This is a genomic window from Paenibacillus melissococcoides (assembly GCA_944800085.1).
GTDB lineage: Bacteria > Bacillota > Bacilli > Paenibacillales > Paenibacillaceae > Paenibacillus_B > Paenibacillus_B melissococcoides.
The window spans coordinates 58,373-71,442 of the sequence record CALYLO010000015.1; the positions used below are offsets into that span (position 1 = coordinate 58,373).

11 protein-coding genes are annotated in these 13,070 nt (G+C 54.0%); 2 read left to right on the plus strand and 9 right to left on the minus strand.

Features of this window, described 5'->3' with window-relative positions; genetic code table 11:
* Nucleotides 1-46 precede the first annotated feature (46 nt).
* From OCY70_RS32325 to OCY70_RS32350, 6 genes are all read right to left on the minus strand, one after another.
* Nucleotides 47-1,606: a dynamin family protein gene (locus OCY70_RS32325; RefSeq protein WP_249724416.1), complete on the minus strand. Its 1,560-nt coding sequence runs from the start codon at nucleotides 1,604-1,606 to the stop codon at nucleotides 47-49.
* Between the two features lie 95 nt (nucleotides 1,607-1,701).
* Entirely contained in the window at nucleotides 1,702-1,959 is a 258-nt protein-coding gene (locus tag OCY70_RS32330; protein WP_213426060.1) for an NAD/NADP transhydrogenase alpha subunit, read from the minus strand.
* A gap of 25 nt (nucleotides 1,960-1,984) precedes the next feature.
* Nucleotides 1,985-2,653, minus strand: a complete 669-nt coding sequence (nth, locus tag OCY70_RS32335) for an endonuclease III (RefSeq protein ID WP_213426061.1) — start codon at nucleotides 2,651-2,653, stop codon at nucleotides 1,985-1,987.
* Between the two features lie 80 nt (nucleotides 2,654-2,733).
* Entirely contained in the window at nucleotides 2,734-5,496 is a 2,763-nt protein-coding gene (locus OCY70_RS32340; RefSeq protein WP_213426062.1) for an S-layer homology domain-containing protein, read from the minus strand.
* Nucleotides 5,497-5,599: 103 nt separating this feature from the next.
* Complete coding sequence (locus tag OCY70_RS32345; RefSeq protein WP_213426063.1) at nucleotides 5,600-6,208, minus strand: GerMN domain-containing protein; 609 nt, start codon at nucleotides 6,206-6,208, stop codon at nucleotides 5,600-5,602.
* A 64-nt stretch (nucleotides 6,209-6,272) separates the two neighbouring features.
* Nucleotides 6,273-7,748: an N-acetylmuramoyl-L-alanine amidase family protein gene (locus tag OCY70_RS32350; RefSeq protein ID WP_213426064.1), complete on the minus strand. Its 1,476-nt coding sequence runs from the start codon at nucleotides 7,746-7,748 to the stop codon at nucleotides 6,273-6,275.
* Nucleotides 7,749-8,052: 304 nt separating this feature from the next.
* Here OCY70_RS32350 and OCY70_RS32355 point away from each other — a divergent pair, with 304 nt between their 5' ends.
* Both OCY70_RS32355 and OCY70_RS32360 read left to right on the plus strand, forming a co-directional pair.
* On the plus strand, nucleotides 8,053-8,505 hold the full coding sequence (locus OCY70_RS32355; protein WP_213426065.1) for a MarR family winged helix-turn-helix transcriptional regulator: 453 nt from the start codon (nucleotides 8,053-8,055) through the stop codon (nucleotides 8,503-8,505).
* 24 nt (nucleotides 8,506-8,529) lie between these two features.
* The gene (locus tag OCY70_RS32360) at nucleotides 8,530-10,179 is read left to right on the plus strand and encodes an MDR family MFS transporter (RefSeq protein ID WP_213426066.1); all 1,650 of its coding nucleotides are present in this window, start codon (nucleotides 8,530-8,532) and stop codon (nucleotides 10,177-10,179) included.
* Between the two features lie 500 nt (nucleotides 10,180-10,679).
* On the opposite strand, the gene OCY70_RS32365 is transcribed toward OCY70_RS32360, so the two are convergent.
* From OCY70_RS32365 to leuD, 3 genes are all read right to left on the minus strand, one after another.
* Nucleotides 10,680-11,264, minus strand: coding sequence for a TetR/AcrR family transcriptional regulator (locus tag OCY70_RS32365; protein WP_213426067.1), 585 nt, complete (start codon nucleotides 11,262-11,264; stop codon nucleotides 10,680-10,682).
* Between the two features lie 154 nt (nucleotides 11,265-11,418).
* A complete protein-coding gene (locus OCY70_RS32370) occupies nucleotides 11,419-12,258 on the minus strand; it encodes a C39 family peptidase (protein WP_249724418.1) in 840 nt (279 codons plus the stop codon).
* A 196-nt stretch (nucleotides 12,259-12,454) separates the two neighbouring features.
* On the minus strand, nucleotides 12,455-13,069 hold the full coding sequence (leuD, locus tag OCY70_RS32375; RefSeq protein WP_213426068.1) for a 3-isopropylmalate dehydratase small subunit: 615 nt from the start codon (nucleotides 13,067-13,069) through the stop codon (nucleotides 12,455-12,457).
* Nucleotide 13,070: the final 1 nt, after the last annotated feature.

Below are 13,070 nucleotides of genomic sequence, written 5' to 3' on the forward strand. Positions count from 1 at the left end.
CGCGGCGCGCTGTTCCGCGATCGCCTGCTCCTGCCCGGACAGGCGTCTATCTTCCGCCAGCTCCGCGCTCAGCTCGCCGGCCTGCGCCCGCAGCGCCTCGGCCTCCCGCTCCAGCCGGGCCCGCTGCGCAGCGAGGTACGGCTCCGCCTGAGCCAGGACGGCGCGGCGCATGAGCGAGCGCGCATCGTCGGCGAGCGCGCGGCAATAATTGAGCGTATACTCCGAAGGGGACCCTGCCCCGGGATGAACCGCCTGCGCCAGCCACGGGCCATCCAGCGCCGGCAGCGCCGCTTCCATCTCCGCGGCCGCCTTCGCCTCGTCCATGCCGGCGGCGCGGGCCGCATCGCGGATCATGCGCAGCACATGGACCTCCACATTGGCGCGGATTCCCTCCCGCCAAGCGTCTGCGAAGGCGGCGAGGCGCCGCTCGCGCTCCTGCTCCGTCTTCGCGGCGGAGAAGAACAGCCCGACACGGAAGCCGGGCATTCGCGCCTCCAAATAGGACTGAGCCAGGTCGCGTGTCGCCGCCGGCGTAATATTCGCATCGCGCAGCAGCTTCTGCAGCGCCTCCTGGAAGGCCGAAGACACGGCGTGCGCGTCGGCCTCCGCGGCGCGCGCGCACGGCAGCCTGCTGCGTCTCCCAGCGCTGCCGCAGCGCCTGTGCCGCTTCCGTCCCGCCCAACGCTTCCATCCACGCCTGCCGGGCCTGTTCGATCGGCGCGGCGCGCATCGCGATATGGGAGACGGCCAGTTCCCTCGCGGCCCGCTCCACGCCGAACCGGACCAACGCTTCCTTGTCTTCAACGATACGGCGCATGTAGCGCTCCAGTGCCGGCCATTCGTTAAGCGGATGCTCCGGCTCCTTCAAGCTGACATAGAAAATGGCAGCCGGCTTGAGCTGCCAGGCATCCAACGCCCGCTTCACGTCGTCCCGGTAAGTGTCGAACGCGATCTCGCGCTCGCGGTGCTTGTCTATCTGGTTCACGATCCAGATGAGCGGCTTGCCGGCATCGGCCACTTCCTTCGCGAACGCAAAATTATATTCGGATTGAACATGATTGTAATCGGTCACATAGAACACGACATCAGCCAAGTGCATGGCCGCTTCCGTCGCCTCCCGATGGGCCGGATCGGCCGAATCGACTCCGGGCGTATCGAGCAGTGCGGCCCCATCTTTCAGCCAGTCAGCTTCATTGTAGAGATAGACCCGTTCCACGGTCTCTCCGTCACGGCATACCTCCGCCAGCTGTTCAATCGGCACGGAGACGACGCTCGACTGATCGCCGTCCCTGCGGACAATATCGGCGCGCCGCTTGCCGTAGCGAACGGTCACGACGTTCGCGCTTGTCGGGATGGGACTGGACGGCAGCAGCTCCGCTCCGCACAGCCGATTGATAACCGTCGATTTGCCCGCAGAAAAATGTCCGCAGAACGCCAATGTGATCGTGCCGTCCCGCCATTTGCCGAGCAAATCAAGCACTTGCCGGCGTCGGGCAAGATCGTCTGTCTCGCGGAATCGTTCCGCCGTATGTTCGAGCCACGCTTCCATGGAGCTAATTCCTGCTGTCGTTTCTGCGGCCGTTTGCTTTGCATTCAAGTCCAGCATCTGCATGTCCTCCGGTCTAGGAAAATAAGGGCTGACATAATGAAAACCGAGCCTCGGCTAAATCGCCTTAGACTCGGTTTCTAGTTTACCATATTTTATTGTTCCGGGAGGATAATTTCAAATTGCTCGCCGTGCTGCAAAATGGTGATGCCCAAATCCTTCACCTTCATCACGACGACCCCCCGTTTCTGGCGCATGCGATCCACATATTGCGCAGGCACCTCGCCGGCTCCGTATATCGTTACGCCGTCTACTTCTTTCTCTTCGTCCTCCTGCAGCGGAGTCTGAATGATGGCCTCGTAGATATCGGAGAACTGCTCAAAATCATTCGTATAGACAGAAATGCATTTCATCGCGACCGCTCCTATTCACATTCTTTTATTTTCCAGTCTTTCTTGGTTTGGTCGCTTTCATACGTGCTTTTCCCACGCGGCAGCAATCGATGAGAGGACAGATCTCGCACCGGGGCGACTGCGCTTTGCAATGATAACGTCCAAAAAATATAAGCCGGTGATGCGTAAGCGTCCATTCGTCCCGCGGAACTTTGCGCATCAGCTTCTTCTCCACTTCCAGCACGCTGTCTTGTTCATCGGCCAGCTTCAAGCGCTTGGCTACCCGCTCCACATGCGTATCGACCGCGATCGCCGGCACGCCGAACGCATTGGAGACGACGACGTTCGCTGTCTTGCGGCCCACGCCGGGAAGCTCGGTCAATTGGGCATGCTCCCGGGGCACCTCGCCGTCATACTTGTCAAGCAGCATGCGGCACAGCTTCTGGATATTGCTTGCCTTGTTCCGGTACAGTCCGATGCGCCGGATGTCCTGCTGCAGCTCCTCCAGCGGCACCGCCAAATAATCCTCGGGGCGCTTATACTTCCGGAACAAGTCCGCGGTTACCTTATTGACGGTCTCGTCCGTGCATTGGGCCGACAAAAGAACGGCAATCGTCAATTCGAACGGATTGGAGTGGATCAACTCGCAATGCGCATCCGGATACATGCTGGCGATCGTGTCCAATATTCGGCGTACACGTGCACTGGTTGCCAATTCGCTCCCTCCATTCCTCAGGTAAAAACCGTCTCATCCCTGTGCGGGAATGAGACGGCCGATTACAACCCTACTGTATTTTAAGACAATCTTTCGATTTCAACAACCTTGTTTTTCACGAGATAGACCATAATTTCAGTGTCTTCCTTAATCGTGGACAATGAAATTTTGTCGCCTTTGGAATGAACATACACATTTGGCGCCATATTGAAGATATAGTTGCTCTCCGCAAGCGAACGCTTCACGTACAATTCATCTCCGCTGACTCTCCAGAAGCTGCGCTTCGTGCCGGTAATCAGATTAACGGTGGTCAGACCGTCAACGTTCTTGCGCACAAAGACCCGATCCCCGGCTTTGAGCGCATTGATGCTGCTTGTGGAAGAAGAATCGTCCACTTGAATTACCGGATTTTTCCCGAGCTGATGCACCGATGCGCTGCCCTCATTGTCGCGAACCGTCATCACCCCGGTAGAAGCGTCAATCGATTCGATGCGTCCATAGGTCACTTGCACCTTGCTTGCTTCCACGAAATTGCGGCCGTCCATCACCACATTGAGATACTCGTTCGGCTTGATATCGGCCAGTTTGATGGTTTTGCGATCAATATCATAGAGTGTAGCTCCGCCAGCATAGAATTCTTCGACCGCCGAGCCGGACGTGCGCAGACGGATGCGATTCCGCGACGTATCGACGGATTGAACCTCGAACTGCTCGATGGTGCGCAGCGCCAGGGAGTTGACAGTCGTCTGATCGTCCGTCAAGTAGGCCACGATATAATCGCCGCTGCGGAGATCTGCCACCGTCGCGCTCGCCTTATCGAATCTCTCCACGTTCAATGTAGTGTTTTTGTAAGGCAGCGTAACCGCCATGCCGTTCTCCAGCTTCATCGTCACCGTCTTGGCGGTGCTGCTTGCAGAAATGAACGTGCCTTCGAACTTGTTGACGAATTGGACCAGCAACGCTTGGTTGGCGGTATGCTGGATATTTGCTTTCTTCTTGCCCTCCCGCAGCTCGCTTACGATATCATCGATGTACACACTATCGCCGTTGCGCTCGAAGCGGGTCTCGTTGGTCAATTTCAAGGCGTAAGGCACTTTGTTCGCGTCCATCACGGTCAACAGATTGTTCGTTCTGTCATAGTTGATTACCGTGACCCCGATCAGCGTCTCCAGCTTCCGATCGAGCACTTTGATCTTGGTAACCAGATCATCGCTGTTCAACGTCAGCTCCACCCGATCGCCGAATTCTCCGGCAACCAGATCGTCGAACGTCGGAACCTTGATGCCTTCCATAATGATTTCCACGTTCGGCGCGAGCATCTTCGCTTCCAGCTTGTCGTTCTCCTTGCGGATCGTCAAGCTCGTCTTCGCGGCGCCCTTCTCGTACAGACGTCCCGTCACCGTCATCTCCGTCAATTGGGTCAGCTCAATCGACTGCACGATGCTGTTCCTGACCACGTAGGAGATGGTCGAATCCGGCTTCAAATCTTTGATGCCGTTCATCAATTGATCCTTGTAGCGCACAACCGCGTCCTCAGCAACAGTGAAGGTCTCTTCGCTTCCGCTCTCCGGCTTAATCGTAATGGAGCGGTTGGTGGCGTCAACGGCGACCACGGTCCCTTTGTCCGATTTGTTGACAGGGCCGGACTTCACTTGAATCTCGATCACTTTGCGATCGGAGGTGAAGGTTTCCCGCTTAATCTCAAGCACGCTGTCCGTCGTCAACTCCGAAGCCTGGATCGAATTGCCGCTTGCGTCTTTCAGGGCTGTCGACGAATCGTAAAAAATTTCGGTTAAATCCTCGGTGCCGTCACGCTTCACGTACAGCTTGTTCTCCGAGCCGACAGCGTATTTCAGCGTCGCCTGAGAGGTTTCCACCTGCGGCGTGCTGTCCAGCAGCTCGACAAAGGCTCCGCCCCCGCCGCTGCCAAGGACGCGCACCTTCGTGTACAGCGCCAGATCGGATGCCTTGATCGCTTTCTCCGAATCGGCCTGGTAATATAGCGTCTTGTCGTCGAGACGGATCGTTGAAGCCTGTCCATCCTCCCCGTACAGGCGGATTTCCTTATCCGTCAGCGCCATAATATACCCAACCGACTCATTGTCGCGCTTGACGTCCGCTATCTTCTCCCCGCGGCTGAAAAAGGTCGCAAGCTGCGCGCGCGTGACCTTGCCCTGCGGGTCGAATTTGTTGCCGTTCATACCCGCTGCCAGCTTCAAATCGACGGCCGTATTGACATAGCCGAGCGCGGACGGGGAAATTTTGCTGTTATCGGCGAAAGAGGTCTGCTTGTTCTTCGCCTGCTTGGCCTCCTCTTCCTTGCCGACGGCACGCACGAGGATTTTCGTAATCCATTCGCGCGTCGCCTTCTTCTCGCCCCAGCTTACCTTCGGATCCGGATTCGCCATTTCCTCGTTCTTGTCGATAAGCCCCTTCTGGAAGGCAAGCACGATATAAGGCTTGAAAGTGTTGCCCACCTTGAATTCGGCTGGAAGCGCGACCGAATCGGATGAGTTCAGTTCTCCTTGCAGACCCATGAAGCGGATCGCCATCGTGATCGCTTCTTGCTGGGTGACGTCGTCATTCGGGCGGAATTTGCCGTTATTGCCTTTCAAAATATCCAAAGCTGCAAGCTTATGTATATGCTTCTCAGCCCAGAACCCCAAATTGACATCACTGAACATCGGGCTTACTCCCCCGGACGCAGACTGATTCTGCGCCGTCTGTCCGGACTCCGCCGCCAAGACTGCCATTGGCGCGGAAGTGAGCGTCAGCGAGACGGCGAGCAGCGCGCTGCCCAGCGTACGGAACTTGCGCTTTGGTTGTGTATCATTCGATTGCATATGTAATCCCCTTCCCCAAATAGTCCATGAAAAATTGCAATAAGTAGCTCCATTTCGACAAGAACAGGGGCAATTCCTGCCCCTGTTCCCAAAAAGTTCGGTATTATTCTCGGTGGATCGGATGCTCCAGCGTGACATGCCCCATCATGCTCTCGGCCGCTTGGCCGTCTACGAGCACATCAATCGCTTTGATCTCGTCGAACTGGAACAGTGTCTTCGTCAACGCTTCGATGGCGAACGCTTCGCCGCCGGCGCCGAGTCGGGCATCGTCCGGAATATGAATATCAACGGTCAATGTGCCGTCGCTCAGCTTCACTGACTTGAATTCGATTTTTTTCCATAATGGAGTGTCTTCCGGGTTGTCGGACGCCTGGAGCGCCTTCAGCGCTTCTCTATATTTTTCTTCATCATCCGTGAATTGAATCTTGGCGGTGTACGATTTCAATTCCATCAGATCGCTATCGGACACATAAGCCGTAATCGACTGCTCCTGCTTCTCCGGCTCTTGGTTCGCAGGCTCCTCCTTATTCGGTTCCTGCTGCTGATTCGAATCTGATGGTTCGGGCTCTTGAACGGCCCCGTTATCCGGCTGCATCTCGGCCGGAGGCGCTTCCGGCTGACCGGCATTCGTCGTCGGCTTGGCGCCGCACGCAGTAACCAAAGAGATCGACAGGACGATCGCAGCCAATCCCCACCATTTTTTAGTTTTCATCAGTAATGACCTCCTTTACACCGTTCCTAACGCAACACGAAGCAAAAAGTTGCGTTTTTCATCCTCAGGACAAGCCCAAATAGTCAAGAATCCCCTTGACGATGTTGTCTGCGACGCGCTGTTGGAACTGTTCGTCAAAAAGCTGGGCTTCTTCGGCGGCATTGGTCAAAAACCCGACTTCAAGCAAAATGGCCGGCATTTTCGTCTCTCTCGTGACATGATGATTCGCTTGGCGGACACCGCGGTCTTTGAATTGCGTTCCTTCCATCAGATGCTTGTGCATCGTCTCCGCGAACGCCTTGCTCTCCGCGCGCCAGTAGTATGTCTCCGTGCCCGACACAGAAGGTTTATTGTCAACGCTGTTCGCATGAATCGACACGAACAGATCCGCATTCAGACTGTTCGCCAGTTGAGCCCGTTCACTTAACTCCAGGAACGTGTCGTCCTCGCGTGACAGCACCGTGTTGAACCGGTCGTCTTGACTCAAAATCTCGCCAACCTTCAGAGCGAGCGACAGATTGAAGTCCTTCTCGTACCGCTTGTTCACGCTGACGGCACCGGAATCATGATCACCATGGCCGGCGTCGATAACGACCGTATACTTGCCGTCCGTCTTAATCGGAGGCTTCGGTTCGGAGGTGTCTTTGCCCGGAACAAGCTCGACCGTCGTCAGCCCCGATTCATTATAGGTAATCTTCCCGTGATACGGGTTGTCCAAGTCAATGACGAACCGGACCGTATTCGGATTGTCGCTGAACATCGCGAAGCGGATTCGCTGCACGTCAGGGTAGTCCGTAATCTCCATTTCCCCCTGACTGCCGCTATTGAAACCGAATTTCTCCATAAATTCATCGGAAAATACGGCCTTTGGGAAGTCGATAACGACCCGATCCGGGGAGTCCATCGTCATCATGCTCGGAATGACGTTGCTGGAAGAAGCGATATGTAACTTGTTATCGATGAATGAAAAATCAGTGATTAGGGCATCCCCTTCTTGAGGGTTCACTGCACCGCCAACGCTGCCATCGGAATTCCCGTTATCCGAGCTTCCATTCGCGTCCTCGCCGCTCGGGGTACCCGGCGTTGGCGGGACGACTTCGGAGGACTCGTCAGCCGTGAACAGATAGACCGACTTGGTCTCTTTGTCCCAATCTACCGTCAATCCCATATTTTCACCGATGAACCGCAGCGGCACAAGTGTGGTTCCCTTTTGCAGCATCGGCGCTACGTCCAGCTTGACTTCCTTGTCATCTACCGTTGCCGTCTTCTGATCGACGGTCATAGTCAATCGTTTGCTGTCATTATATATGGCTACCGTCTTCGCCTTCGGGTCCCAATCCACCTTATACCCCAACTGTTCCGACACGACGCGAACCGGAATCATAGTGACCGAATGAACTAACGTAATCTTTTCCGGCAATGAAATGGAATTGCCATCCAGGTACAAGGCTCCCGTCGGAGCGGCTTGTCCCAATTGAGGAAACAGCATGAACAACCACATGAGCATCAGAGCTACACCAAATTTTTTTCCTTTTTTCATCTTCACCTCTACATCCTTTCATATAGTTCCGGCCTATCTGTCTATGTGTTCAGACCGGACGATATATTAGACGGAAAACATGAACAAAAGTTGCGTGTTTTCAACATTTTTCGGGTATATTTTGCCTTTACTTAATAAGGTAATGGAACTGGGAGGCCGTGGCAAGAAAAACTTTAAAAAAGGTTGACGCCATCTAATCAGAGGAATATACTATGAATTGCTTTTTATTATTTTAGTTAGTAAACTATTTAACTTGTATACATTATAATTTGTATACATTATAGCAAGTAAAGGAGGTTGGATAATGGCTGGAGATGAGGAGCTCATTCAGTTCGACCGGCTGTTCTGGCGAGTGTCCCGCAAGATACAGTGCTTGCGCAAAAAGAAGTTCAATGATCGCTTATCCGATTCTCAGACTTATATCCTCGTGAAGCTGGCGACCGAAGGGCCGCAGAAGGTGTCCGGCCTGGCGGAGTCGATCGGCATTACGCCCGGCGGCGTCACCAGCATTTCCGACAAGCTGATCGCGAGCGGGTATGCGCAGCGCAAGCGCGACGAGGAGGATCGCAGGGTTGTCTTTTTGGAGATTACCGACAAAGGCATGGATGTTTTGAGGGAGCTTCATCAGGAGCGGCTGGAGATCATCCGTTATTTGTTCAGTAATTTGCCGGCAGATGACCTGCAGCATCTCAATCGCACCTATGAGAAGCTGCTGGAGAACCTGGACAAATATGAAGAAGAAATGCTGGAAGAGTAATGGAGTAAGACAAGGAGTGGATTTATGGAACATCTATCAGAAAAACGAAAATTAACAATCATGATCGCGATTATGGCGGCGATGTTCTTCTCGGCCATCAATCAGACGATCATCGGTGTCGCCATGCCTCGCATCATCGCCAAGCTGGGCGGGATGGACTATTATACATGGGCCATCACGATCTATCTGCTGACCTCGACGGTCGCTACCGTGCTGGTCGGCAAATTATCCGACATTTTTGGCCGCAAGCCTTTTATTTTGGCAGGTATCGCCCTGTTCATGCTGGGGGCCTTCCTGAGCGGTTTTTCCGCCGATATTTTTCAATTGATTGCCTTCCGCGGCATTCAGGGGATGGGCGCCGGCATCATTATGTCTACCGCATTTACGGCGGTCGGGGATCTGTATGCACCGCGGGAGCGGGCGAAATGGATGGGCGTCATGAGCGGCGTGTTCGGACTGTCCAGCGTGCTGGGGCCGCCGCTTGGAGGATATCTGGTCGACCATCTGGATTGGAGATGGGTATTCTGGATGTTCCTGCCGCTTGGCATTATCGCCTTCTTCATGATTATCGCCCTGTTCCCGAAAGTGGAACGGAAAAAAGGAGAATCGATCGATTATTGGGGCTCTATCTTCCTGACGACGACCATTGTGCCGCTGCTGCTCGCCTTCTCTTGGGCGGGAGACGGCGCGGGCAAATATCCTTGGGGTTCATGGCAAATCATCGGCTTGTTCTCGGCAACCCTCGTTTCCCTCATCGTTTTCATTTTGGTGGAAATGAAGGTCAAATCTCCGGTGCTGCCGCTGTCGCTGTTCCGCAACGGTATCGTCACCGTGTCGAACCTGGCCGGATTCGTGTTGAATGCCGGCATGATGGGCGCCATCATTTATGTTCCGTTCTTTGTGCAAGGGGTTAAGGGCATTTCCCCAACCTTTTCGGGTTATGTCACGATGCCGATGTCCGTTGTCATGATTCTGTGCACGGCATTTATCGGCCAGTTCATCTCGAAGACGGGAAAGTATAAAAAGATGGCCATCGCCGGCCTGCTCATTATGACCTTCGGCATGGTGCTGCTGCACTTCATGACTCCGGAGACGGCGATTTATATTACCGTTATCTATATGTGCATCGTCGGACTCGGGCTGGGCATCAGCATGCCTGTCTTCTCTTTGACGATTCAGAATGCGGTAGAACCGAAGCAGCTCGGCGTCGCGACCGCATCGTCGCAGTTGTTCCGTTCTTTGGGCGGAACGATCGGCATCGCCGTGATGGGAACGGTCATGAGCTCGCACATGGCCGGCAAAATGACCGAGCTTGGCGCGGCATCCGGCGCTTCCGGCGGCCAGATGCAGATCGACCCGAAATATGCGGAATCGATCAAGGAAGTGATGAATCCGCAGACGCTGCTCGATCAGCCGAAGCTGGAAGGCATCATGACCCAGCTACCGCCCGAACTTCAGACGATGGTCGACAATCTCGTTCATATGGTGCGCGAAGCGCTTAGCTACGGCGTGACCAGCACGTTCCTGACAGGCGCTATCGTCACGGCGGTAGCCGTCGTCCTGACCTTCTTCCTGAAGGAAATCCCGCTTCGCTCCGCGAAGGATGTCCAGGTGAAGCAAGATGGCCATGCAGGAGAAGTAAGACAGCAGGTCGTGGTCAATTCCAAATCTTAATGTGTTCAGCAAAAAGAACGAGCCGGGGGTGTCCCAAAAGTAGTCTTTCACTACAGTGAGACAGCCCCCCTTGATTCTCAAAGCTCGACCGCCGAAAAACTGCAAAACTACACTTTTCCTTTATGACGTGTACTCCGTTACAGGGAATCCTGCAAAACGGCATCAATTTCTGACTAAACAATCGATAAAATACAAAAATCGATGAACATCATGTACTTTTGCAGGAATTTCATCAAATCGCGGCTGAAAGAGCAGAAATTGATGCATCCACGCAGCATTTCACTGCTTCATCCATCTTCCACCGGTTTGCGCGCCGCCGTTTTTCCCGCATCCACATTCTCTGTTACCTCGCCATCTCCATTATTTTGCAGTGCCGTGAGACACCCCCGGTTATTTGCAATCCGTACATTCCATTAATGCCCATATCATGTAAAATAGATGTCGATGGAATCCTCTACCTATTCGTATAGCGGTAACCGGTATCCGGGCTAGCTTGCCGTTCAAGCCTGCGTCTCCGCATCGCTCGCCGGAGCTGCCAGTCCCTGCGTCATCGTCTCCGCCATCAATGCTACCGCTTGCTGCAGCGTACAGGACGAGCGCATCAAAAATTCGGGATCGAACAAGGCGGCCGAAGCTCCGATCATCATCTGCACGACGCTCGGCACATGGACAGGCCGTATTTCCCCGGCGGCAATGCCTTCTTCGATGATATTGGTTACGGTAGACCACCCGCATTCTTCCCGCAAATAATTGTTGATTTTATCCCATTCATTCGGAGCAAGCCGCTTCATCTCCGCCAGCAGCCGCTGATCGCTCAGCTTCAGCCCGCTCGGCACGATGGAGAGCACTCGTTTCAGCTTCTCCAGACTGTTCCAGTGCGGATTCTCGTAAATCCCTTTCTCAAGCTGGATCACTTCATCGATCGATTGGTCAACGATCGAGCCGATTAACTCCTCCTTTGAGGAGAAATGCTCATAAATCGTTCGCTTGCTTATCCCCATCTCCCTGGCCAGATCGCTCATCGTAAATTTGAGTCCCTGTATCAACATCAAGTCCAGGGCCGCTTGCATCAGCCGCTCTCTCATGGAACTCCCCCCTCTTGAGCAACAAGGTAAGCACTTCGAATCATGCGTATCATCATGCCGAGTATATGACCTTCCTAAAGTGCCGTCAAGGAGAGAATCCATTGGACAGGGCTTCAATACGTGCTTATTCATCATAGAAAAACAGGGCGAAGCATCAATGATACGACAATGCCTGGGACCCGAGCGCATGCCACGACTTGATGAATTGCTTCTTATTTACTTTGACTGCCTTGCGGGCGGATAGCGGATCATTGAGATATACATAGTCCGGATCATAACCCGCCAACACGACCGCATGAAGATCGAGCGGAGTCGTAATTTGTTCATTTCCATGCTTCCACGACTCCCAGCGATCTGGCAGTTTATAATCTCCTGTAGTCCAGGTCACGATGGGCTTTCCTGTGCTTAGATGCCGCAGCACATGCTCGAACGGTTGACCGGTCAAATTGACTGTGCGGCCCGGCAAATATTTTTTCATCAGATCTTCAAGCGGTTCAGCATAGATCGCGTAGCCTTTCTCTTTCCCCGTTATATCACCGACAAAGCCTTCGTTCGGGTCGCCCCAATGAGTGATATCGCCCGCCTTGCCGGTTTTCAGGCTATCCGGATCCTTTTTCACTTTATCTGCCAGCTCCATTTTTCCGACGTGAACACCGGCATATTTCAATATCATTGCTAAGCTTGTCACTTCGCAACCGTATTTCAATTCAGGATTTTGCGCGACCAGGGGAACGTCCAACAGTATTTTTTCCTTCCGCTGAGGACGAGGCGGCTCTTGCGAGAGCGATTCGTCCCGCTCGCTTCGGTTGCCTTTATTGCGTGGCCCATCATCGGGTGCTTCTATTTCTGAACTCGACGCATTGAGCCGGCCGCGGTCGATATCCCGCTGTTCAGCCGCATCAGGCGCTGGCTGCTGTTGAGCTTGAGGAGCGCAGCCGGGTGCCATAGCCAGCAGAACAACAACAAGGACATAGAGCGTCACACGAATGCTCATTGCTAATTCCCCCACACCTTCAAAAATATTTACAGTCCTATTGTTCCGGCATGTCCCATAAATATTCTGTCCCGCGCATTTCCCTGTAGATGGCATCTCTTCCTCCTGCGGCTGGGTCCGTCTGCGCTTGAATCCGCATAAGCAAAAAAATCCCTGCTCCCGAGGACTAAGCTTCGGAACAGGGAGTCTCTTCTATTTATTGGGCTGCGGAAGCGGCCAGACGCTCGGCATGCTTCGCTTCATAGGCGGCAATCGCATCTTCATGCTGGAGGGTCAACCCGATATCATCGAGTCCCTGAAGCAAAAATTGGCGGCGATGCTCATCCAGATCGAACGAGCAGGACAGGCCGTAATCATCGGTTAACTGCTTATTCTCCAGGTCGATATGGAGCTTGTAGCCTTCATGGCGCGCCGTCCGCTGGAACAGGTCCTCCACCTGCTCCTCCGTCAGCTTGATAGGAAGAATGCCGTTTTTGAAGCAGTTGTTATAGAAAATATCCGCAAAGGAAGGAGCGATCACACAGCGGAATCCGTAGTCGAGAATCGCCCACGGCGCGTGCTCGCGCGAGGAGCCGCAGCCGAAGTTGGCCCGCGAGAGCAGCACGGTCGCTCCGCTGTATTGCGGTTGATTAAGCGAGAAGGACGGAATTTCCTTCCCTTCCTCGTCAAACCGCCATTCGTAAAACAGAAACTGCCCGAATCCGCTGCGCTCGATACGCTTCAAAAATTGCTTCGGAATGATGGCGTCCGTATCCACGTTCACGCGATCCACCGGCGCCACCAATCCCGTCATCGTTGTAAATGGTTGCATC

Coding starts and splice junctions, on each gene's coding strand:
- OCY70_RS32325 (WP_249724416.1), bottom strand. CDS start 1,606: ATGCTGGACTTGAATGCAAAGCAAACGGCCGCAGAAACGACAGCAGGA.
- OCY70_RS32330 (WP_213426060.1), bottom strand. CDS start 1,959: ATGAAATGCATTTCTGTCTATACGAATGATTTTGAGCAGTTCTCCGAT.
- OCY70_RS32340 (WP_213426062.1), bottom strand. CDS start 5,496: ATGCAATCGAATGATACACAACCAAAGCGCAAGTTCCGTACGCTGGGC.
- OCY70_RS32345 (WP_213426063.1), bottom strand. CDS start 6,208: ATGAAAACTAAAAAATGGTGGGGATTGGCTGCGATCGTCCTGTCGATC.
- OCY70_RS32350 (WP_213426064.1), bottom strand. CDS start 7,748: ATGAAAAAAGGAAAAAAATTTGGTGTAGCTCTGATGCTCATGTGGTTG.
- OCY70_RS32355 (WP_213426065.1), top strand. CDS start 8,053: ATGGCTGGAGATGAGGAGCTCATTCAGTTCGACCGGCTGTTCTGGCGA.
- OCY70_RS32360 (WP_213426066.1), top strand. CDS start 8,530: ATGGAACATCTATCAGAAAAACGAAAATTAACAATCATGATCGCGATT.
- OCY70_RS32365 (WP_213426067.1), bottom strand. CDS start 11,264: ATGAGAGAGCGGCTGATGCAAGCGGCCCTGGACTTGATGTTGATACAG.
- OCY70_RS32370 (WP_249724418.1), bottom strand. CDS start 12,258: ATGAGCATTCGTGTGACGCTCTATGTCCTTGTTGTTGTTCTGCTGGCT.
- leuD (WP_213426068.1), bottom strand. CDS start 13,069: ATGCAACCATTTACAACGATGACGGGATTGGTGGCGCCGGTGGATCGC.